Source organism: Pseudoalteromonas sp. Bsw20308 (genome assembly GCF_000310105.2).
Lineage (GTDB): Bacteria > Pseudomonadota > Gammaproteobacteria > Enterobacterales > Alteromonadaceae > Pseudoalteromonas > Pseudoalteromonas fuliginea.
In genome coordinates, this window is record NZ_CP013138.1 from 948446 (window position 1) to 972018 (window position 23573).

Consider the following 23573-nt stretch of genomic DNA (forward strand, 5'->3'; position numbering starts at 1 on the left):
TGTTACATTGGTTCACTTTATAATTTGGACTATCATATAGAGTCCCTGGAGATTAGGAAACAATAGTTTTCCTTTCTCATCGACCATTTTCCAGTCTATTCTGCAAGAGCCTGGGTGTTTAGGTGCATGAAATTTGACTGAAATATCTACACTAGCGCTTGGAACTGTTTTATTAATACGGACTTTTTGAACAGATTGACAGAGGCCTATTGAGTTCAGTGTTACTCTTTGTAGGTATCTATTCTCCCAAGTTATATTACCCGAATTTTTAATTCTCCAAGTCTTAACAAAAGTTGTACCTGCTTTTATTGGGGTACCATCCGGTATAGTAACGTCTTTTATAAAGTAGGAACTATCAGCAGGCACCGGTATGGGCTCTAATATTTTTTCAATTACTTTAGAATTGTTGATATAACTATAAATTGCCGAGATAGCAATGATAACGGTTAACAATGAAATGAATATGGATGTTGATAGCCATACAGGTATATATCTACTTTTTTTATTTTCTAGTGAGCTAATAGTTTTATTTTGACAAACTATTAATTTGGCTACTTGATCTTCTGTGATATTTAGTGCGGTTGAAAGGTAAGTTTTTAAATCAGCAGTAAGTGCTCTTTCTCCGTTAATTACCTTATAAAAATGAGGTTGGCTTACTCCTGATTCGGCAATAATCTGTTTCATTAGTATTTTTTTATTATCCGATAATGTTTTGAGTTTATCCTTAATGTTTACCATGTTGTTGATATTAATTAGTTTGTTTGTATTTATAATAGCCTGTTAATTTGTTATCGGATGTTATTTATGTGTTTTTTTTGTGATCTTTTTCTGAGATGTTTGTTTTGCTTTTTAGCATTCGACATTAATTCATATAATCAAAAGGAAACAATGATGACTAAAATTAAACTACTAACGATCAGCTCTATTATGGCAATGAGCATATTTGTAAATGACTCGCATGCTGCTGATATTGGAACTGTTATATGCGAAAGCAGTTCATCTACAGCTGAGCTTACTGTAAATATTAGTGGAATTACTTGGAATGACTGGTGGGATCATGAAAGCGTTCAAGCTCATGGTTTTACCCAAGAGGGTCGAATTATTAGTTTTGATCCACAACGGCTCAATCCTAGTAAGCAAAATTACTTTTTTAGTTATAATGGACCATATCAAATAAATAGTATCAAAACGTATGTAACGACTAATATGATTGATATTGAAGTAAGTTGTTCGTAATCAAAATTAGTGAAAGGAATGAGCTATAACTTTTTTATAGCTCATTTTCTACGCCATTTTTTGAATAGTAAAGCGTATAACCCCAAAATGGGTCGAGTGACAAAAATTGAACTTTATTTAATTCCCCAGTTAGGAAATAAGCTTTAACTCGCGTTACTTTAGAATCTTGCTTTACTTCCCATGAAATTGTTGTGTCATTTAATGTGCTGTTTACAGGTTCACCAAATTCATCTGATATATCAGCTTTAGATGTGTGAGTATCAAAGCTACGTAACTTTTCTAAAGTAGACTTTTGAGGTGCTGACATTAAGGTTAACGCATCTTCAGATGCATTTAGATAAAATGCGCCAATAAGCCCTATCACGAAGACTAGTAATATACTTTTTTTCATATGATCCATTTTTTATTAATTGTTTATGGGTAGTTTTTTTATTTGCTTTTATACGTTCATACTTTTTAGAAACGACTCTTTTATATTTCGTACCGCCTGATTATAGAACCATTATTTGATGGTTATATACATTGTAAGTTTTAGCTATCGCACCAGCATATAAATAATCCCCCCTATGATAACTATTTTCTTGATAGTTTTACCATGCTTATTCCTTTATATACACTGCTTACTTCCATAAGCTTTTTGTCTTTTGAAAGCATCATCGGATGGTGTGATTTTTAGTTAGTGGCTCATTTTTGTTCTGGCGGAACAAAATATAATTAAAAATAAACTTACAAAAATAGTACAAGCAAAGTATTCATAACAATTAATTGAATAGGGAAATGGTGTTCCCCTAGTTCAGTGGACACACCATCATTACCTTTATAAAAGGTAGAATCCCATTACTTTCCTGGATATTTAATTCTTAAAAGCGCGATGTAAAATCGCACCTACGAATATATCCAAAATTCGGTACTATCTCTTACTAAAAACTAAGTATTGTCTCCTGAAAATTACTTTCTAAAAGCTATAAATAAAAAAGCCTAAAAGTGGTTACCCACTTTTAGGCTTAATAATTTTTGTATTTTAAACACGTATTAAAAATCTGTATTTTGAACACTTATTTCATTTATGTAGCCAAATTAGCTGGCGATCATAATGCTTTTAACATTTACGAATTCACGCATACCAAAGCCGCCGTGTTCTCGGCCGTAGCCACTGCCTTTAACGCCACCAAACGGTAAGTTAGGTTGTGCTAAGCTATAACCATTGATGTTGATCATGCCGGTGTCAAAGTGCTTTTTAGCGAGCTCAATGGCTTTTTTCTCATCTTTTGAGAAAATACCACCGCCTAAGCCATAGCGAGAGTCGTTGGCGATTCGCATTGCGTCGTCGTTGTCTTTAGCTTTAATAAGCGAAGCAACTGGACCAAATAATTCGTCGTCGTAAGCAGGCATACCTGGCGATAAATTATCAAGTAGCGTTGGTGGGTAGTAGTAACCCGTTTGCGATGGTATTTCGCCGCCTGTTACTATATTTGCACCTGCTTTTACTGATTCCATTACTTGGTCGTGAATGCCGTCGCGTAAATCTTCACGTGCCATTGGGCCTAAGTCTGTGTCATCTGCCATTGGGTCGCCCATTTTCATGGCTTCAAACTGCTCTTTTATTTGCGCTTTAAAGTCATCGTAAAGTGACTCAACAACAACATAGCGTTTAGCTGAAACACATGTTTCGCCATTGTTGATCATGCGCCCGGTTACACAGGTTTTAACTGCAAGCTCTAAATCGGCGTCATCGAGTACTAAGTAAGCGTCGTTGCTGCCCAGTTCTAACACTGTTTTTTTAGCGTGTTTACCCGCTTCTTCAGCTACTTTTTTACCTGTGGCATCACTACCCGTAAAGGTTACGCCGCTAATTGCCTCGTGAGCAATGAGTGAGCTGGCGGTTTTACCATCGATGAGTAAGTTGTTGAAGCAGTACTCCGGGAAACCGGCTTGCTTAAATAGCGCTTCAATTTTTTCAGCCATGCCAAATACGTTACCAGCATGCTTTAATACGGTTGTGTTACCTGCCATGATGTTAGCGGCGCTGTAACGAATTACCTGATAAAGCGGGAAGTTCCACGGTTGAATACCCAGTAGTACACCCGTTGGTTGGTAGCTAATGATTGCACGGCCGCCATCCATCTCGCGATCTTCATCGGCAAGTACTTGTGGGCCGTTTTCAGCAGTATAACGACAAATGCCTGCGCACAGCTCAACCTCTTGTAAGCCTTGCTTGTACACCTTGCCCATTTCTTCGGTCATAAGTTTTGCAATCGCTTCTTTTTGCTCTTCAAAAAGTGATGCTAAGTTATTTAAATATTTCGCGCGTTCAGCGAATGACGTTAAGCGCCATTTTAAATATGTTTCGTGAGATTTTTCTATTTCCTGCTCCGCTTCTTTTTGAGAAAGCAGTGTATAGGTTTCAATGGTTTGCTCAGTTGCGGGATTAATCGTTTTAACTGTGTTACTCATTTATATCTCCTTACTAATTATGTATAGGTAGTAGTGCAAAACGAACACCAACTATTATAAAAATATAAAATCAATCGTAACCTTTTGTTATTTATGGGTTTTCAATTTTTTATTGTGAGTGTGCTTATTTTTTATTTAGTTAGTTTTCTGATATGTTCTGTAAATAATGCAAGTTGCAGAAAAAATTACATGGAGAATAAAATGATACGGACACTTTTTGATATTTCAGTTGCGCTAATACAAGCGCCTATGGCAGGTGTGCAAGATGCCAACTTAGCTGCGAGTGTTTGTGAGGCTGGTGGGCTTGGCTCATTACCATGTGCGATGCTTTCTAATCAGCAGCTTATCGAACAGCTAGAGTTGCTTAGCCGCTCAACCAGTAAACCTTATAATCTTAACTTTTTTTGCCATTCAACCTTGCAATATACCAAGCTGCAAAAACAACAATGGCATTCATTATTAGCCCCTTATTTTAATGAATACGCGATTGCTGAAAGTAGTTTAACGGACGAAGCTTCTCGACAGCCAATAAATCAAAGTGTTATCGATATTATTGCGCCTTATAAACCTGCCGTGGTGAGTTTTCATTTTGGTTTACCTGCGCCTTCTTTGCTTGAACAAATTAAAAGTTGGGGAACAAAAGTCATTTCTACCGCAACAACTGTTGAGGAAGCTAAATGGCTTGCTGATAATGGTGCAGATGCTGTTATTGCCCAAGGCTTAGAAGCGGGCGGACACCGTGGTCATTTTTTATCTATGGATTTAAGTTTGCATAAAAGTACGGCTGAACTAGTGCAAGAATGCGTTGCGCACGTATCAGTTCCTATAATTGCTGCTGGTGGAATTGCAACTGAGGATGATGTAGCAAATATGCAAACATTAGGCGCATCAGGGGTACAAGTTGGCAGTGCGTATTTACTCTGTAATGAGGCAACTACGTCAAAGCTTCATCGTGATGCTATTTTAGCTCAACAAAAAGATAGTACCGCGCTTACTACGTTGTTTTCAGGTCGTGCTGCGAGAGGCGTTTGTAATCGCGTTATGCAAGAGCTTGGTGCAATACCTGCACATGTGCCACCATTTCCTTACGCAAGTATTGCAATAACGGCTTTAAGAAGTAGAGCTGAATTGCTAGGTGGTAGTGGCTTTTCACCTTTGTGGTGTGGTCAAAAATACATTCCAAGAGAGAACATTAGCGCAGCTCAGATTACACAAATATTAATGCAAAAATGGTCTGTATAAATGCGTAGCTGTAAATAGTTGAACGCATGTTAGCTACGCAGGTAAAAGGGCGTATAAGTAATTAAGCGTGAGTCGTAATTAAAAAAGTTGTTTAGCAATCTTTTTGAGTAGATAGGTTTCACGAAGGATCGATAACCCTTGCTTTTCACTATTTGCTAACGTGCGTTCGTTGTGTGCGATTGCATCGCTAATATTAACCCATTTAGCGGTCATTCCATTTTGCTGTTCGTAATGCTCTAGTTGTGTTTTACCCAGCTCGTCGGCAATATTACAGACGTAGCAATACGATTTGATATGGATAATATCAAAGTCCTCTTTATACCAAGGGCGATACTCTTCATAGAGTCCAAAAGCTTTAACTACACTTATTTGTTGTGCACCGGTTTCCTCGCTTAGCTCACGTATTAAGCCTTGTTCAATACTTTCGCCGTCATCTACTCCACCGCCTGGCAGGCTGTAGTCTTCATAACGATTTGTATACATTAAAAGTATTTTATTATTTTTAGTAACAATGGCACGGGCTGTTAAGCGGGTAAAAATAGTGCCTTTATTAATATTAATACCAGAGTGAATCAAGGTTTTTAATTGCTGCATTTCGTCTCCTTTTTAAGTTTGTAATGATAACAGTTGCTACCATTGTATAAATAGAAACGATTTTAATTATTTTTTAGGGTGTGTTTCTTTTTCGAGATTAAAAAAATTCAATCTTGAAATATTACCACGGCTAGTGATCGATTTTTTTAAGCATACGTAAATACTAAGTTGGTAATATAAACGCAGTGAATCACTTAAGTTAATTCGGGTTATTAGATTCTAGGCGTGACTTTAAATTTGTATTTAAGGTGCGTAGAATAATAAAAAAGCATAGGGATTTATCATGTTAAACATACTTTTAGTTGATGATGACGTTGAGTTTAGTGACGTTGTTTGCCACATAGTCGAATTCCTCGGCCATAATATAAACACCGCAACCAGTTTAAAAGAAGCACACCAATGGTTTGAAAATAATACTTTTGACCATGTGCTGCTTGATTTTATGTTACCTGACGGCAGCGGTTTACACCTACTTGATCATTTGAAAATGATTGGTCAATCTCCAAAAATTACACTTATATCGGGCCATCCTTCAGTTAAGGGGATTTTAGCTGAAATGTGTGAGCCTAATGTTGGGCATTTATTAAAACCATTACAGCGAGAAGACTTAGAGCTGGTTTTAAATGGGCCTAAAAAAACAGCTAAAAAAGTAAAACCCAGTGGTATTACGCGCCACTTTGGTAGCTTAATCGGTGAATCAGAGCCAATGCAAAAACTCTACACCATGATTGAACGTGTTGCTAAAACAAATGCTAACGTGATGCTAATGGGAGAAAGTGGCGCAGGTAAAGAAGTGGTTGCTCAGGCTATCCATAACGCTAGCCAGTGCGAAGGTCCATTAGTTGCAAGTAACTGTGGTGCGCTTTCAAAAGAGTTAATTGGTAGTGAATTATTTGGCCATGAAAAAGGCGCATTTACCGGTGCTATAGCGCGCAAGGAAGGTGTGTTTGAACAATCTAACGACGGTACTTTATTTTTAGATGAAGTAACTGAAATGCCGATTGATATGCAGCCAAATTTATTGCGTGTACTTGAAACTAAAAAAGTAACGCGTGTTGGTGGAAATAAAGAGATACCCACCAATTGCCGAGTTATTTCGGCGACGAATCGCTCGCTTATAGATTTAGCGCAAAATAATGTAATTCGTGAAGATATTTATTTTAGGCTGGCTGTTTTTCCTATCGATATACCGCCACTTCGCGATCGTAAAGAAGATATTCCACTTTTAGCTAAAGCTTTTTTAGAGCAACTAAATGATGAAAATGGCACTTCATTTAGTTGGAAGAGTGAACAGTTAAAAGAGCTGCAAAATTATGAATGGCCGGGTAACGTTCGTGAAATTCGCCATGCGATACATCGTGCATTTATTATGAGCGATCCGCAATCAAGTGAAATTACACTGCCTGATAATTTAGAGTCACCTTTTTCTCGGGTTAATAATAAAACCGCTGAAAAGCAGGTATCGGCAGGGCAAACAATCGAAGAAGTCGAAAAAGAACTTATTCATGCCACGCTTGATAAAGTACAAGGTAATAAAACGCTTGCAGCCCAAATGCTGGGTATTAGTACAAAAACACTTTATAACCGCCTTAATGCGTACGGTGGGATTGGTGAATACAAGTAATTTAAGTTCAGGTTAAATAAAAGGAAATAGAGTGTCTGAAGAAAATAACGAAGCCATAATGCTTAATAAATTAGTTCATGATGCAAGAGCCCCGTTAAATAGAATCTCAATGAATGCGGAGCTAATTAAATTAGTGTTGGAAAACGATATGCCCAAACAAAAGGCACTCGAGGCCCTAGATAAAATAATTTTAAACTGTCAGCAGTGCAGTGAGAGTTTACAAAATATTACAGAGCATAATAACGGTTAGTAAATTCAACTAAGGCACTTATACATCTATGAGCAAGCAAAAACAGCAAGGTAAAGCGAATGTTACATGGGCCGCTTTTATAGTCGTAGTACTAAGTATTATTGTGGGTAATGCTTTTTTGGCGTTAAATACTATTCAGGGGTTAACGCAAACCCAAAAGAGTTTAGACAACACCAGTATGCTAACCACGGCAATTGAGAAGCTGCATCTATCCATAGTGCAAGCTGAGTCTGGACAGCGTGGCTATTTATTAACAGAAGAAGATGATTATTTAACACCGTATTATGATGCTATTGGGCAGTTAGAAGCACAAACTAATCATGTAAAGTCACTTCGTTCTGAAATTGATGGTCAAGCTGAGCGAATTGCTGAGTTGTTACTGCTTGTTGAGCGTAAAATACGTGAATTAAAGAAAACAGTTAATCTTGCATTAGATGATAAAGAACGACGTGCGTTAAATATAGTTAACACACATAGCGGTAGAGACCTATATAAGCAAATTCGTGAACATATTAATGAAATTCAAGACCGTGAATTACTCTTTAAGGTGAGTCACTTTTCGAAATTAGCAAAAATAAAAAATGAGGCAAAAATTACCTTTGCCATTACAGCCATAACAAGTGCTTTGCTTATTATTGGTATGTTTATTATGACCAGACTTAATTTAAGAAACGCGGCGCAATATAGGCTAGAACTTGAAAATCAAAATGAAACATTAGCAGGTAAAGTGTCTGAGCGTACGCAAGAGTTAACCCTGTATTCTGATGAGCTAAGCCGAAGTAACCGGGAACTTGAAGAGTTTGCTTTTGTGGCAAGTCATGATTTACAAGAGCCGCTTCGAAAAATTCAAGCCTTTAGCGACCGCCTCGAAACCATGTTTAAAGATGAACTGGGTGAAAAAGGGATGGATTATATTGGCCGTATGAAAAATGCGGCGCAACGCATGTCTAACTTAATTAACGATCTATTAGAGTTTTCACGCATTACAACGCGCGGTAAAGACTTCGCTGATACAAATTTAAACGAAGTGGTAAGCGATATATTAAGTGATTTAGAAATTGCGATAAAAGAGTCTAATGCACGAGTAGATGTAGAAGACTTGCCGGTTATTCAGGCTGATAAAAGCCAAATGCAGCAACTATTTTTAAATCTATTGTCGAATGCGGTTAAATTTAGGCATCCGGATGTAAGCCCACACATAAAGATTAGTTATGTGCATGAGGATATTTTTAGTGCTGATCATAATACGCATTTAAGTTTCCAAGTTATTACTATAAAAGATAATGGCATTGGTTTTTCACAAGACTATGCCGACAAGATATTTGTTCCATTTCAGCGTTTACATGGTCGTTCACAATACAAAGGGACAGGTATTGGTCTTTCTGTATGTCGGCGTATTGTAGAGCGTCACGGTGGAACAATTACAGCCCAAAGTAAAGACGGTGAAGGTGCTACCTTCGTTATAAAACTACCTGTGGAAGCTGCGCTTTTTACATTGCAAGGAGAGGCTTAAATGCCCTATTCAAAAGTAAAACCGATTACTATTTTAATGGCTGATGATGATGAAGATGATCGTTTGCTAACACAAGATGCCCTTGCTGAAAGTCGTGTACTTAACGAGCTTCACTTTGTTGAAGATGGTGTTGAGCTACTTGAATATTTAGAGCGCAGAGGTAAATTTGAAGATAAAGCTGTGTCGCCACGACCAGGACTTATATTGCTTGATTTAAATATGCCAAGAATGGATGGACGTGAGGCACTTGAGGCCATTAAATCAAATCCCAACTTGAAAGGTATTCCGGTTGTTATTTTAACTACGTCTAAACAAGAAGAGGACATGGTTAAAGGTTACAACTTAGGCGCTGCATCGTATATAACCAAACCCGTGACGTTTGATGGCTTGGTTGAGCTAATGAAAACGCTAGGAAAGTATTGGGTAGAGTTTGTAGAGCTGCCGACAACTTTTAACGATTAAAGGAGATTTTATGTTAGATAAAGTGACTCAGTTGCTGCTTGTAGAAGATGATGAAGATGATTACATACTCACCTGCGACTATTTAGACCAATTGGATTCACACACGTTTAACATTCAATGGATTAGCTCCCCAGAGCAGGCAATTGAAACGCTTAGTAAAAATGAGCATGACATTTGCCTGCTTGATTACCGCCTAGGTGCATCTAATGGATTAGATGTATTAAAAGAAGCCATTGCGAATGGCTTTAGCGGACCCATTATTATGCTTACTGGGCAGTCAAACGACGAATTAGATTCAGCGGCGCTTGATGCTGGTGCAGTAGATTACTTAATAAAAACAGAAATGAGCTCGAGCCGTTTTGCACGCGCTATTCGTTATGCACTTGCTCGTAAAGATGTTGAAGGCGAGCGAGTAGAGCGTTTAAAAGCCGAAGCCGAAAATCGCTCAAAAGATCGCTTTTTAGCTCATTTGAGCCACGAATTACGTACCCCTCTATCGTCCATTTTAGGGTACACCGAACTCTTAATGCAGAGCGACTTTAGTCAGCAAGCAGAAAATGAGCTAGGTGTTATTTATCGAAACGGTAAGCACTTATTGAGCTTGTTAAACGATGTACTCGATTTATCTAAAATAGCAGCCGATAAACTAGAGCTGACCCTAAGTGAAGTTAACCTCGATAGCATGCTTGCTGATGTATACACATTAATGCGTGTGTCTGTGCTCGATAAAGGCCTTACGCTTCGCTTTGAATCAAATCAGCCATTACCTTTGGTTGCACAACTAGATGCAACAAGGGTGCGTCAAATTTTAATAAATTTGATAAATAATGCGGTTAAATTTACCGATAAAGGCGAAATAGTTGTTAATGCGTGGACACAGTGGGTTGATGAGCGCGAAATGCTATTTTTTAGCATTAAAGACTCAGGTATGGGCATTGCCCCTGAAAAACAAGAACTGATTTTTAAACCGTTTGAGCAAATTGCCGATGTAGAATCGCGCTCTGTTGGTGGTGCTGGTCTTGGTTTGGCAATATGCGCTGAGTTATTAGCGCGTATGCAAGGAAGCATTAGTTTAGACTCCGAAATTGGCAAAGGCTCTACATTTACTATTTCTGTGTATCCGGGCGATATTAGTGAAGTAGAACGACAGGTACTTAATTTTAGCAGTGCCCCACAATTACAAAGTAAATCAGCACCTTGTAAGGTGCATGGACGTGTATTAGTGGTAGATGATTTACGCGATTTACGCATGTTGGTTGGCCACATGATTAGTACTTGTGGTGCAAGGGTTGATTATGCGGAGCATGGGCAACAAGCGCTGGAAAAAGTGCGTATTGCGGATGCTTACAAAGCTCCATATGATATTATTTTTATTGATATTCATATGCCTGTAATGGGTGGCAAGGAAGCGACTATAGAGCTTAGAAAAATGGGCTATAAAGGCCCAATAATTGCGCTTACAGCGGCAACGATGAAAGGCATTCGAGAGGAATTGGCAGCCCTTGGTTTTAACGATGTAATCCCCAAACCGGTTGACAGTGCAGTTTTGTACCAGTGTTTACAAGATTACTTAGTGGCGCCTGAAAGCGCACCACAACCTAAAAATATAAATAGTAGTAAAAGTTTAACCGAGAAAAAACAGCGTTTTTTACTTGTTGAAGATGACCACGATGCTGCGCAAATTACGCAACTACTCTTAGAAAGTTTAGGCGTAGAGACCGTGATTGCATCGAGTTGCGCGCAATGTTTACAAATACTCAATCACGATCAGCAATTTAATAAAGTATTGTTAGATATGCACTTACCTGATGGGCGTGGCATTGATTTAGGCCAGAAAATTAACGAGCGTTACCCAGAGCTACGCTTGGTAATTGTAAGTGGCGCAGAGCCAGATCCAAGAGAAATAAAAGATTTAAATATTGACCGAGTTTTACTTAAACCTATTAATTTGAGCTTACTTGAAACGCTTATTAGTTAGGGCCTGTTTATCTTTAGAGGTTAAATTTGCAGCAGTATGTTTGGTGTTTAGGTAAGGCAGAGCCTGTGTAGTGTGGTTATTCCCCATAAATAGGCGATAACGTAGCACAAATGCCAAATATGTGCTGCCCGAAGGGTTCTGCCCAGGGGCTATTTACTCTTTGTTGCTCGGTTTTTACTTAGCCCACTAGGTTACAAACCTCGCGCCGCGATTAAATAGCCCCTAGATTGAACAAATTTTAATCCTGAAAGGTCAACAGGCCCAATAACTGAGACATTATTTATATGAATTCAATAAAGTTAGTATCCGAAGAATTAACGCCAACAAAAATAGTGTGTGTTGGCCGTAACTACACCGCACACATTGCAGAGCTAAACAACGAAACGCCAGATCAAATGGTGTTATTTAACAAACCAAATAGCGCGATTACTAATACGCTATTTGCAGCTCATAACGGCGATACGCTGCATTACGAAACCGAGTTATGTTTTGTAATTAAAAATAAAAAATTTGCAGGTGTTGGACTCGGCCTTGATTTAACTAAGCGTACCGTGCAAAGTAAATTAAAAAATAAAGGGCTACCTTGGGAGCGCGCTAAAGCATTTAATGGCTCGGTTATTTTAAGTGATTTTGTAGAGCTAACCGATGCGATGAAGCATTTTACATTTGAACTTAAAATTAATAATGAAGTAATTCAGCAAGGCGATACTCATTTTATGCTGCATAACCCTGACTCAATTTTACACGAAATTAGTGAATTTATGAGCCTAGAAGATGGTGATGTGGTTATGACAGGTACGCCGTCAGGCGTAGGTGAAGTGATTGCCGAAAGTGTGTTCACAGTAAGACTTTACGCTAATGAGCAATGCTTACTTGAGCAGCAATGGAGTGTAAGTTAACTGGACAATTAAACAGGTAATTAAACGTGATTTAGTTACCTGTTTAGGTTTGTATTAATAGGGCATTGGATTGTTTCTAAAAATAACATCGATACTTGTAAGTACGTCGTCACTTAGCGTGATATTAAACGCATCTATATCTTCTTTTAATTGCGCCATATTTGTTGCGCCAATAATTGAAGACGTTACACCGTTTACTTGATTACACCATGCAAGAGCTAGTTGAGCAGGGGAAATATTGTGATCATGCGCAAGTTCAACATACTGTTTGGTTGCTTGCTCTGCGTTTGGTGTATCTCTAAAAATACCGTTACGTTGCATAAAGGTCCAGCGAGAGCCTTCTGGCCGAGCACCATTTAAGTATTTACCCGTTAATAAACCTGCCGCTAAAGGCGACCAAGGTAAGTAGGCAATATCTTCGTGAACACATTGCTCTATTAGATACGGCCAATCTTTGGTATGCGCTAAGCTAAACTCGTTTTGAATAGATACTATGCGCGGCAAATTATGCTCTTTTGACAGGTTTAAAAATTGGCTTATTCCCCAAGGTGTGTCGTCAGATAAACCACAGTGCTTGATTTTACCTGCTTTAACACAATCGTTTAAACCTTCTAAAATATCCAGCATGCCAGCTTGATGTTCTTGTGTGTTTACGTCGGTAAATTTAAGCATACCTGGCCATTGTCTACCAAAGTGTGGGGTAGAGCGGTTTGGCCAATGTAATTGGTATAAATCTATGTAGTCAGTTTGTAAGCGTTTTAGTGATTCATCAACCGCCTCTATAACAGTTTGGCGAGTAATATTACCGCCATCGCGAACCCATGCTAAGCCGTTACCAGCAATTTTGGTTGCAAGTACAATTTTATCGCGCTTTTGTTGGTTACGAGAGAGCCAGTTACCAATAATTTGCTCAGTTTTACCATAGGTATCGGGTGATGGAGGAACTGCGTACATTTCGGCTGTATCAATAAAGTTTACGCCTTGAGCAAGTGCGTAGGCTATTTGTTCATCTGCATCACTTTGGGTGTTTTGCATTCCCCAGGTCATGCTACCTAGACATACTCTTGAAACATTAACACCACTGCTTCCTAGTGGACTGTATTGCATAAAATTTCCTTATTACTCGTCTTGAGCGTAGCTAATTAAAGCCGATAAAAGAGGCTCTGAAATAGGGGCTTTTTGACCTGTTTCAAAATCAAACATAACCACTTTCGAATTACCGGTTGTGGTTATGGCATTTTGTGCGTGACTAAATACTGTATAATTCATCATAAATCGGTCTGTTTTAATGTCAGAAATAGTGACGCCTACAGTAAGGGTATCTGGAAAAGTAACAGGGCGCTTATAACGAATATTATTTTCGCTTATAACAGGGCCGATGCCGCTTGGGCTAATTGTATCAAATAAGTTTATTTTATTTAAAAAGTCGATTCTGGCTATTTCAAAGTAACGCAGGTAAACCACATTGTTTACGTGTTGAAGGGCATCCATATCGGCCCACGCTACAGTAATGTCAGTATGAATAGGGTGCTGATCTTTAAACGTTTGCATGCACTTTAACTCTTTATTTTAAAGCACTAGATTATCAATATGACGATATGACCTCAAGGTAATTAGTGCGCTGTTTTTATGTATGACGAGTTTACTAAACTTGAACCCACCATAATAAATCGATTAATCAGAGTTTAGGAGCTTGCTTATTAATAATGATTAAACAATAATGGCTGTATAAATAAACAGTGTTGTAATGGTGATGAAAAAGTTTATTCATATAGATATGGACTGCTTTTATGCGGCAGTTGAGATGCGCGATAATCCTAAGCTGGCCAATGTGCCGCTTGCTATTGGTGGCAATAGTCGCAGAGGTGTACTTTCTACAGCCAACTACATTGCCAGAGAGTATGGCGTGCGCTCAGCTATGTCTAATTATCATGCAAAACAATTATGCCCTGATTTAGTTATTGTACCTGGGCGCATGGCTGTTTATAAAGAAGCTTCAAATCAAATACGTGAAGTATTTAATCGTTACACCAACTTAATTGAACCACTCTCTCTTGACGAAGCTTACCTTGATGTAACTGATAGTAGCGTTTGTAAAGGCAGTGCTACGCTTATTGCGCAGCAAATAAGAGCTGATATTTATAATGCTACAGGGCTTACTGCATCCGCTGGTATTGCTCCTATTAAATTTATTGCCAAAATAGCGAGTGATGAAAACAAGCCTAACGGTCAGTTTGTTGTATTACCTGATGAGGTGGATGATTTTTTAGCACAGTTACCTCTGGGTAAAATTCCGGGTGTCGGTAAAGTAACGCTCGAAAAACTCAATTTAAAAGGATTATATACAGGTAAAGATGTACGCGAAAAAGGCGTAAATTGGATGCAACAGCATGTAGGTAATTTTGGCGTATCGCTTTACCAAAAATGTGCAGGTGAGTATGTCGGTAAGGTATCTACTAATCGTATTAGAAAGTCGCTAAGTGTTGAGCATACCTATGAGTATAACAAAACCAGCTTACAAGAATGCCTAGAACAGTTGCCTACGTTGTTAGATGAGTTAAAGGTGCGCTTGGAAAAACAACAATTACAAAATCGGATTAATAAACTGAGCGTTAAAGTTAAATTTGCGAATTTTATAGTAACCTCTGCGGATCAGGCTTATCACCAATTAAATACTGAGGTTTTTACACAACTACTTACTAAAGCTTTCCAGCGAGGTGTGCAGCAACCGGTCAGGCTTTTAGGTATTGGGGTGGGCATAAAAAATCAACCAGATCAAAACTTCCAACTTAGTATTCTCGATTAAGCTGTAAAGCCTGTAATTGCAAGTTGCCACTAAAAAGTGGATTAAACTAAACACTTATCGCAGCTTGCTGGTCTTCAATATTCAAATCGACGATAATAGGGGCTTATGTTTTTTAACAGGACCTTTATTTATGGCATATCCAAAAGCCGTGTTGGCTCAGCCAGTAAGTGCTAGCCTTGAATTCGCATCACATGATGCATTAATCATTATTAGTGATGACTTTTCTCAATTACCAAATAACTCGCTACGTGATGCTGTTTTAGCACAATCAAAAGTAGATTCTCGCATTGGTAAGCAAGTTATTTTATTAGTGATTGAAAATAAGCGTGTAGTACTTGCGCCAACCGGTCCACTAAACAGAGATTATGACGATGTGCGCCGTTATTTTGATGCAGCTAAACTTGCAATCAACGAAGCGAAAGCATCGGGTAGTATCAACCCTGTATTATTTTTACCAAATTTAAATGGCGATAGCCGTTATCAGCATGCTTTAGAAGTTGCTTATTTAGGTGCTTGCCAAGCATTATGGCAGCCATTAGAAGCGCGTGAGTTTCATGGTGAAGGTATTGAACCGATAACAAGTATTGGTTTAGTTGGTGCTAGCGAGCAAACAATTAAAGCCGTTAATGCAATTGCTGCTGGTCAATATGCTGCGCGTGATTTATGCGGTACTGAACCTGAACGTATGGCTCCACCGCGCTTTGCAGATTACTGTGTTGATTTATTTAAAGGCTCAAACATTGCGGTTGATGTAATCGATGATATTGCAGCTATTGATAAAAATTACCCAATGTTAAGCACTGTTGCTCGCGCATCGTATGCAGTTGAGCGCCACCACCCACGTGTTGTTAAGCTTGAATATGTACCAGAGGGTGAAATTACTCGTACCCTAATGTTTGTTGGTAAAGGCCTTGTATACGATACAGGTGGAGCCGATTTAAAAGTAGGCGGATATATGGCTGGCATGAGTCGTGATAAAGGCGGCGCAGCATCTGTTGCTGGCTTTATGAAAGCAGTTGCTGATTATCAACCTAAAGGCGTTAAAGTAGTATCGTACTTAGCCGTTGTTCGCAACTCTATTGGCTCAGATTGTTTTGTACCAGATGAAATAATTACTAGTCGTGAAGGTATCCGTGTACGCATCGGTAACACCGATGCAGAAGGGCGTTTAGCAATGGGCGACCTGCTTAGCGAAATGAAAGATTTAGCTAAAACTGAGGTTAATCCAACGTTATTTACTGTAGCTACATTAACGGGTCATGCAGCTCGCGCAATGGGTCCATACGGTGCGTATGTTGAAAATGGTCCTGCTCGTAGCGCTGGTGTTTCACGTCAAATAGCTGACCTTGGAGATTTGTGGGCCGATGGCGCTGAAGTATCGCGTTCACGCCGTGAAGACTACGACTTTATTAAACCACGTACGCTAGCTGACGATGTTTTATCTAGCAATAACGCAGCATCTGCAGTTACTGCGCGTGGGCATCAGTTCCCAATGGCATTTATGGCTATCGTAGGTGGGCTAGATAAGCACGGTAACGACTCTGCACAGCCTCTACCTTATGTTCATATGGATATAGCAGGTAGCGGTGTTGAAGGCGGTGATTGGCAGCATGGTAAGCCAACTGCGGCATCAGTAACTAGCTTGTTTGCTCGTTACTGTTTATAAAATTTAAGGCCTGTTGACCTTTGTGGATTAAAATTTGTTATACCCAATGGCGGTTTGATCACGACTCGAAATTTTTAACCTAGTGGGCTAGGTAGTTGCTCCTGCGTTACTTATATATGTAACGTAGGATGACCCCAAAGGGTAGAGTATGTTTGTCATTTATGAAGAATAACCAGATACCATAAATAGGCACTGCTTTACTTAATTACCAAACATACAGCTGAAAATTTAATCTGGAAAGATAAGTAGGCCTCAATATATAAATAAAAGCCCCAAATTATGAACCATAATTTGGGGCTTTTAATTTACACTATTTAAAATGTGACTCGAGGCTGATTTTTATTCTGAGTTCAATATTTAAACTATAGCTTAAAGCGATTAACAACATTGGATAACTCCGAGCTGCTTTGTTTTAGTTTATCACTAGCATCGGTAAGTTGTTTTGTATTGCTTAACGACTGTTCAGTTGAATGTGATAGGTCATTAATACGTAAATTAACTTCATCAGCTGCAGATGTTTGCTGTTCAGTAGCACGTGCTATTTGACTGTTCATTTCAGTTATTACTGATACAAGTCTTTCAATTTCGTTAAGTGACGTGTTGGCAGATGATGCTTGATCAACCGTTGATACGGAAAGTGTTTGGCTCGCTTTTACGGCTTCAACAGCTGCTTTAGTACCTTCTTGCAGCTTGGTGATCATTGATTGAATTTCATCAGTACTTTTCCCCGTACGACTCGCTAGTGTGCGCACTTCGTCGGCAACAACGGCAAAGCCTCGGCCGTGCTCACCTGCTCGAGCTGCCTCAATTGCAGCGTTAAGTGCAAGTAAGTTGGTCTGCTCCGAAATACTTCTAATAACATCGAGTACAGAACCTATATTATGGCTTTCGTTAGCTAGATCTTCCGTTACACGGCTCACTGTTTCTATATTGCTAGAAAGGGTTTCTATGGCAGTGATTGTTTTAGCTACAACATTTTTACCAGTAGATGCATTTTTAGCTGCATCATTAGCAGCCTGTTCTGCGGCTTCCGCATTACGGCTTACATCATGTATTTGGTGAGTCATTTGCTCCATTGCGGCGGCAACTTGAGTAGAGCTGTCGTTTTGTAATTCTATGAACGATTGACTTGTTTTACTTGATTCGTCAACAGTATGAACGTGCTCATTAACGTCTCGTACACTTTGTGAAACATTAGTTAGTGATTCACGCATTTTTGATATAAAGGAATTAAATGATTTAGAAAGCTCAGAAATCTCATCGTTGCCTTCTTCATTTAAAGTGCGCGTTAAATCGCCTTCGCCTTGAGAAATATCTTTCATCATATCGGCTGCAAGACGTGTTGGGATAAGAATACTTTTGCCAATAAAATAGCTAAGTAAAATAATGGCTAATATCATTACAACAGCATTGAGAATAATTAGGTTTCGTTGTTCTGAAAATGCGGTATCAATTGAATCAAGGTAAACACCAGAGCCAATAATCCATTGCCATTGATTAAATCCTTTAACAAATGCAATTTTTTCAACAGGTTTATCTTTACCAGGTTTTGGCCACTTATAAGGTATGAAACCTTCGCCATTCTTTTTCACTATATTTACCATATCAACAAATAATGCTTTCCCGTCGGGATCTTTATTATTGCTTAGGCTTTTACCTTCAAGTGCCGGTTTTATGGGGTGCATTACCATTTCTGGTTGGTAGTTATTAATCCAAAAGTAATTAGTTTCATCGTATCTAAGTGCACGAATAGTTTGTATCGCTTGGGATTGAGCTTGTGTTTGGGTAAGCGCTTTATTTTGTTCCAGCTCATAAAAGTGATCGATTATGCTATACGCGGTTTCTACTACATTTTGTGTTTTAAGGTATTGTTCGTTCTTAAGGGCATTGTATTGGTGAGTTAAGCTCGAAATACTCAATACAATTAAGCCAAAAATAACAATACCTACTAAAATGGCAAAACGTTGGAAAATACTAAAACGACGAAGATTAAGCATACATTTATCCTTTATGAGTTTGCACTATTAAGTGCATAGAATAAGCGTAGCTAAAAAGTGTATTTAATCTAGGCTTAGCTGCTAATAAAACAAAAAAAGGCTGATTTTTCAATCAGCCTTTAGTCTACCTTTAATATTAACTCATCTATTTAACATCAAAATGACGATTAAAGAAGTTTGTTATGGTTTGATGTAGGTGTGTTTGCACTTGTTTCCCACGTAGGCTGTGTTTAGAGCCAGGGTAGGTCATCATTTCAAACTGTTTTTCGTTATCTTGAAGCTGTTTAAATAATTTAGTGGAATGCGTAAACAATACGTTGTCGTCAGCCATACCATGATAAATCATTAATGGGCCTTTTAAGCCATCTGCATATGGAAATACTGCGCTGTCTTCGTAGCCTTTAGCATTTGTATCGGGGTGACCTAAATAACGCTCTGTGTAATGTGTATCGTATAGAGCCCAATCGGTTACTGGTGCACCTGATACGCCGGCTTGAAAGTAATCGCCCGCTTTAAACATAGTCATAAGTGCCATGTAGCCGCCGTAGCTATGGCCATAAACACCAATGCGTTGTGGGTCTACGTAATCAAGGGTACGTAAAAACTCTACGCCTTTAATTTGATCGGCAACCTCAACCACACCTAATTTTTTATAAATAGCATCTTCAAACTTTTTACCACGGTTGTACGAACCACGGTTATCCAGTTGAAAAATGACATAACCTTGTTGCGCCATGTACTGAAAGTACAAGTTTTTACTGCGCCAGCTATTCGTTACTCGCTGAGCATGCGGGCCGCCGTATACGTTAACAATAACAGGATGCTTTTTGCCATCAGCAATGGTGCTAGGCTTAAATAAACGGTAATGCATAACTTGGCCATCATCGGCTTTAATTGTGCCGTATTCTGGTTTTGTTAAGTCGCTTAAATAAGGAGTAAGGGGGTGGCTACTATCTAGCTTATTTTCTTCAAGCCAGGTAATGAATTCGCCGTTTACTTTACGAAGTGCTGCTGAGTTTGGTTTATTATCAGACGAGCTATTATCGATAAAGGTTTTATTGTCTTTTGCTAGCACAACATTGTGGTACTGACCTTTTTCGGTGATACGTTTGGCATCGCCTTTTTTAAATAAAGGCGCGCTGTATAAATGGCTTTCAAGCGGTGTATCTTTTCGACCGGCAAAGTAAACAATGCCTTTTTTCTCATCAATACCTTTTAAGCTATCAACAGCCCAATCACCAGAGGTGATTTGACGTACAAGTTGACCGTTTGTGCGATACAGATATAAATGTTTAAAGCCGTCTCGCTCAGATGCCCATACAAAATGTTTTTTGTCTTTTAAAAACTCAAGATCAAAATGTAGGTTAATCCACGTTTCGCTATTTTCGGTCAGTGCTACTTTTTGGGCTTTAGTTTCGCTGTTATAAAAACGCAGTTCTAATTTATGTTGCGAGCGATTTTGCCATTGGTACGACAGTGTATTGCCGTCTTTTAGCCATTTAGCGCGCGCAATGTAAATGTCTTCATCTTTACCTAAATCAATCCAATCTACTTTTTGGTCGTTTAGCTTAACCACACCAAGTTGAATTTTAACGTTATCGGTACCTGTAAACGGGTAGCGCTGGTTAAATAATTTAACTTCGTCAGCGTAAATTTCGTTACGGATAGCTTCTTTTACTGGGGTTTCGTCAACGCGGGTATAGGCAATTTTAGTTTCATCACCTGACCACCAGTAACCTGTCATGCGGCTCATTTCTTCTTGAGCTACAAATTCGGCCATGCCGTTTTTAATTACGCCGCCGCCATCTTTACTAAGCTGAATTTCTTTACCAGACTCAAGCTCTAAAGCGAATAGGTTTTGCTCTCGAATAAACGATACGTAGTTACCTTTAGGTGAAAAGCGTGCATCGGTTTCAAATGTTTCAGTGTCGGTTAGTTTTTTACTTTTAGCAGAGGCTAAATCGTAATAATAAAGGTCGCCATTGAGTGGGAATAAAAGTGCTTTGCCATCTTTAGACCATTTGTATTCAAGTATGCCTTTACCAAAGATACGTTGGCGTTCGCGGCGTGCTTTTTCTTCATCTGATAGGTTTTCTGGGCCTGAAAATAACTTTGCTGAATCAACTAGCACACGATTGGTGTTATCTTTTAGGTTGTATTCCCATAAGTCGTAGCGATTGTAGTCATCGCTTTTACCTTGCAAATAAGTCACACGGCTGCCGTCAGGCGAAAATTTAAGTTGCACAGGTGATTTACCTGAAAGGCTTGGATCGTCAAAAATACGCTCCAGCGATAAAGGTTTTGCTTGAACAGCAAGGGTGCCAACCATTAATGGCAGGGCCAGTGAAAGATGTTTTATTTTTTTTAGCACAAGGTTGCCTTCGCTTTTATAAATATTGCTTTGAATGGTAAAGCCAAGCGTGTGCAACTGCAACTAAATGCTATAAAGTGGCAATTATTAAAGACAAAGTAGGACATAACAATGACTAACCCTGAATTTAAATTAGCGCCAGAGCTTAAACGCGACTGTATAGAACTTGCCGATTGGCCGTTGTGTAAAGTACTTTTATTGAACGACAGCTTGTATCCGTGGTTTGTATTAGTGCCTAGGCAGGCTAACTTAAAAGAGATAATTGATTTATCTGAGGATGATCAAATTGTTTATTTAAAAGAGTCAGCCAAGCTAAGTAAATTATTAATGGATGTATTTAAACCTGATAAATTAAACATAGCGGCTTTAGGTAATATGGTGCCGCAATTACATATTCATCATATTGCGCGTTTTACGAGTGATGCTGCATGGCCTGCGCCAATTTGGGGTAAGCACCCAGCAGTGCCTTATACAGATCTACAAATCACAGAGCTAAAAAAAGCGCTGCAGTTTTAAGCTGCAACGCTTTTTTAGGGTTTAACTAAGTTTAACTAAACTTATTTAAGCCCTAGTACTTCCCTACCTTGCTTAAACGTTACATCTACAGGGATATTAGCTTTACTTAGTTTTTCTAAGTCTTTAGCAAGTTCTTCTTTAATGTCGCCATGCGTTGCAATTAGTTGATCTACTTTTTCATAATCGCCATCACCTTGTAAGGTTAAAATTAAGCGAGAAAGCTTGGCCATTGCAATGCTCATTTTTTCCATATTAACGCGGTATAAGCCTGCTTCATTTTTAGAAAAAGCACCTTCTTGAGCAAAAAAGTTAAAGCGGATCATATTTGCTTTACCATGCGCGCTTGATGCTCCAAAACGAACTGAGCGGAATATACCTGCCATGAAGGTCGTGTAATAATCTTCAATAGTGCCTTCAGTAATTTCGCCTTTTTTAAGTAACTGTTCAATCATGTATAGACCTAAAATATCGGCTTTACCTTCTTCAAGTGCACTTGCGTGTTCTTGTAGTGATTGACGAACAGTACCTTTACCTGTGATTGTATTTTTAATACCTAAACCGTGAGCCACTTCATGGAACATCGTATTGGCAAAAAATGCATCAAAAGTAATGTGTTTACGCTGCTCTGGTACAATTAACTGCTCTGAAATTGGCACTAAAATTTTATCAAATTTAGCACGCATCGCATTTTTAAGTTGTAGACGACGAGTTCCTTTTTCTAGCTGTACTTGCTCATCGTTTGGTAAGTTAATTGCGATTGTTTTACTACCCGCGTTTGAATGCCCAGCGTAGTAAACAACATCATATGCATTTAGGTCGGCGTCAGAGCCTGGTACTTCTTGTTTGTACTTAGCATCAACGGGTAAGTCTTTTTGAAGCTCAGGTAAAAATGCTGCAAATTTAGCTAGGCGTTCACTCCATTTTAAATCTTTAATTAATACATAAGATTCATAAGCAGCGCGGTAACCAAATAACTGATCTTCATAAGTTTCTATAGGACCAATAACCACATCAATAGGGTTATTTTTCATGTCCATCCATGCAAAGTCAGAGACTTGGAAGTCATCTTTTTGCAGAGCATCAGCTCGAAGATTTAAGTAACTAGCAAATTCTTTGTCATCGGCGAGCTTACTGGCTTCGCGCAAAAGATCAGCTGCTTTTGCAAGTTCTGCAGCGTATTCTTTTGAGTAGGGTACGCTATAAAGCTTACCTTGCTCGTCACGCTTAATTACAGAATAAAGCCCTGTTTTGTCTTTTACGTCTGCATTATTTAATTCTTCTTTGGTTATGTCAGCAGGGTAAAACTGTGCACCAAGTGGCTTTTCTTTATAGCTGGATAAAAATGCTTTATCGCCATTTAAACGATCCCATGGGCCATAGTTTATATCGGCAAATTGACGTACTTTTTCGTCACTTAGCTTTGCTAAAAAAGCATCTTTATTATCACCAAATGCTTGTTTCCAAAATAACTCATCCATTACTTTTGAAGCGTCAATAAGCTTTGCAACCATCGCTCGCTGGTTGTCGCTCAGGTGTGATAAATCACTTTGCAGACTAAAGTCGGTGTAAATATCTAAACGTTGTTTATCTGCATTAATAAGCTTAGGGCCTGATTGTGCACTGCTTTTTTGAGCAAGCTCTACGGCTGTGTTGTCGGTAGAAGACGGTGCTTGTTCAGAACATGCACTAAGAAAAACGACACCAGAGAGCATAATTGCTTGGCTAATTTTATTTAAGATCATTATGTTGCCTGTTTGAAAAGTAAGTTTAATAATTTTTATGCACCAGCTAAGTAGCTAAATACATATAAACGTTTGCTTATAGTGACTGCATTAAAGCAAAACTAAATGGTAAATAGCAAGTGTTAGGCGTTGTAAGACAAGCCCTTGCGATAAAAGACATAGAATAAGGAATAAACTTCTATAATTTTCTTAACTTTAACGGTAAGTTAGACAATACTAATTG

At 38.7% G+C, this 23573-nt stretch carries 20 protein-coding genes; 11 read left to right on the forward strand and 9 right to left on the reverse strand.

The annotated features are described in order from the left end of the window. Window positions 1-12 precede the first annotated feature (12 nt). Window positions 13-738, reverse strand: a complete 726-nt coding sequence (locus D172_RS21645; protein WP_007377046.1) for an NBR1-Ig-like domain-containing protein — start codon at window positions 736-738, stop codon at window positions 13-15. 150 nt (window positions 739-888) lie between these two features. On the opposite strand from D172_RS21645, the gene D172_RS04095 reads away from it, so the two are divergent. Further along, entirely contained in the window at window positions 889-1236 is a 348-nt protein-coding gene (locus tag D172_RS04095; protein WP_139016133.1) for a hypothetical protein, read from the forward strand. Window positions 1237-1270: 34 nt separating this feature from the next. On the opposite strand, the gene D172_RS04100 is transcribed toward D172_RS04095, so the two are convergent. Both D172_RS04100 and D172_RS04105 read right to left on the reverse strand, forming a co-directional pair. After that, window positions 1271-1627 (reverse strand): hypothetical protein, encoded by a 357-nt coding sequence (locus D172_RS04100; RefSeq protein ID WP_058230533.1) that lies wholly within the window; start codon window positions 1625-1627, stop codon window positions 1271-1273. A 686-nt stretch (window positions 1628-2313) separates the two neighbouring features. Beyond that, window positions 2314-3690, reverse strand: coding sequence for an NAD-dependent succinate-semialdehyde dehydrogenase (locus D172_RS04105; protein WP_007377043.1), 1377 nt, complete (start codon window positions 3688-3690; stop codon window positions 2314-2316). A 201-nt stretch (window positions 3691-3891) separates the two neighbouring features. On the opposite strand from D172_RS04105, the gene D172_RS04110 reads away from it, so the two are divergent. Beyond that, window positions 3892-4932: an NAD(P)H-dependent flavin oxidoreductase gene (locus D172_RS04110; protein ID WP_007377042.1), complete on the forward strand. Its 1041-nt coding sequence runs from the start codon at window positions 3892-3894 to the stop codon at window positions 4930-4932. 78 nt (window positions 4933-5010) lie between these two features. Here the strand turns inward: D172_RS04110 and D172_RS04115 are convergent, their stop codons facing one another. Then, the gene (locus D172_RS04115) at window positions 5011-5526 is read right to left on the reverse strand and encodes an NUDIX hydrolase (protein ID WP_007377041.1); all 516 of its coding nucleotides are present in this window, start codon (window positions 5524-5526) and stop codon (window positions 5011-5013) included. A gap of 283 nt (window positions 5527-5809) precedes the next feature. Here D172_RS04115 and D172_RS04120 point away from each other — a divergent pair, with 283 nt between their 5' ends. From D172_RS04120 to D172_RS04145, 6 genes are all read left to right on the forward strand, one after another. Continuing rightward, window positions 5810-7150: a sigma-54-dependent transcriptional regulator gene (locus D172_RS04120; protein ID WP_007377040.1), complete on the forward strand. Its 1341-nt coding sequence runs from the start codon at window positions 5810-5812 to the stop codon at window positions 7148-7150. 58 nt (window positions 7151-7208) lie between these two features. After that, window positions 7209-7400 (forward strand): histidine kinase, encoded by a 192-nt coding sequence (locus D172_RS04125; protein WP_033016122.1) that lies wholly within the window; start codon window positions 7209-7211, stop codon window positions 7398-7400. Window positions 7401-7428: 28 nt separating this feature from the next. Then, a complete protein-coding gene (locus D172_RS04130) occupies window positions 7429-8913 on the forward strand; it encodes a sensor histidine kinase (RefSeq protein WP_007377038.1) in 1485 nt (494 codons plus the stop codon). Then, window positions 8914-9375 (forward strand): response regulator, encoded by a 462-nt coding sequence (locus D172_RS04135; RefSeq protein ID WP_007377037.1) that lies wholly within the window; start codon window positions 8914-8916, stop codon window positions 9373-9375. A 10-nt stretch (window positions 9376-9385) separates the two neighbouring features. Further along, window positions 9386-11353: a hybrid sensor histidine kinase/response regulator gene (locus D172_RS04140; protein ID WP_007377036.1), complete on the forward strand. Its 1968-nt coding sequence runs from the start codon at window positions 9386-9388 to the stop codon at window positions 11351-11353. A gap of 284 nt (window positions 11354-11637) precedes the next feature. After that, window positions 11638-12252 (forward strand): fumarylacetoacetate hydrolase family protein, encoded by a 615-nt coding sequence (locus D172_RS04145; RefSeq protein WP_007377035.1) that lies wholly within the window; start codon window positions 11638-11640, stop codon window positions 12250-12252. Window positions 12253-12306: 54 nt separating this feature from the next. Here D172_RS04145 and D172_RS04150 read toward each other — a convergent pair whose 3' ends face one another. Beyond that, the gene (locus D172_RS04150) at window positions 12307-13359 is read right to left on the reverse strand and encodes an aldo/keto reductase (protein ID WP_007377034.1); all 1053 of its coding nucleotides are present in this window, start codon (window positions 13357-13359) and stop codon (window positions 12307-12309) included. A 12-nt stretch (window positions 13360-13371) separates the two neighbouring features. Further along, a complete protein-coding gene (locus tag D172_RS04155; protein ID WP_007377033.1) occupies window positions 13372-13803 on the reverse strand; it encodes an acyl-CoA thioesterase in 432 nt (143 codons plus the stop codon). 202 nt (window positions 13804-14005) lie between these two features. Here D172_RS04155 and dinB point away from each other — a divergent pair, with 202 nt between their 5' ends. Continuing rightward, window positions 14006-15058, forward strand: coding sequence for a DNA polymerase IV (gene dinB, locus D172_RS04160; RefSeq protein WP_033016120.1), 1053 nt, complete (start codon window positions 14006-14008; stop codon window positions 15056-15058). 130 nt (window positions 15059-15188) lie between these two features. Further along, window positions 15189-16724: a M17 family metallopeptidase gene (locus tag D172_RS04165; RefSeq protein ID WP_007377031.1), complete on the forward strand. Its 1536-nt coding sequence runs from the start codon at window positions 15189-15191 to the stop codon at window positions 16722-16724. A gap of 362 nt (window positions 16725-17086) precedes the next feature. On the opposite strand, the gene D172_RS04170 is transcribed toward D172_RS04165, so the two are convergent. Both D172_RS04170 and D172_RS04175 read right to left on the reverse strand, forming a co-directional pair. Next, a complete protein-coding gene (locus D172_RS04170; RefSeq protein ID WP_007377030.1) occupies window positions 17087-18721 on the reverse strand; it encodes a methyl-accepting chemotaxis protein in 1635 nt (544 codons plus the stop codon). Between the two features lie 145 nt (window positions 18722-18866). Next, complete coding sequence (locus tag D172_RS04175) at window positions 18867-21092, reverse strand: S9 family peptidase (protein WP_033023629.1); 2226 nt, start codon at window positions 21090-21092, stop codon at window positions 18867-18869. Window positions 21093-21203: 111 nt separating this feature from the next. Here D172_RS04175 and D172_RS04180 point away from each other — a divergent pair, with 111 nt between their 5' ends. Beyond that, window positions 21204-21608 carry an HIT domain-containing protein gene (locus tag D172_RS04180; RefSeq protein ID WP_007377028.1) on the forward strand — a complete coding sequence of 135 codons (405 nt, stop codon included), beginning with the start codon at window positions 21204-21206 and terminating at the stop codon, window positions 21606-21608. A 41-nt stretch (window positions 21609-21649) separates the two neighbouring features. Here the strand turns inward: D172_RS04180 and D172_RS04185 are convergent, their stop codons facing one another. Continuing rightward, on the reverse strand, window positions 21650-23350 hold the full coding sequence (locus tag D172_RS04185) for a dipeptidyl-peptidase 3 family protein (RefSeq protein WP_007377027.1): 1701 nt from the start codon (window positions 23348-23350) through the stop codon (window positions 21650-21652). Window positions 23351-23573 lie beyond the last annotated feature (223 nt).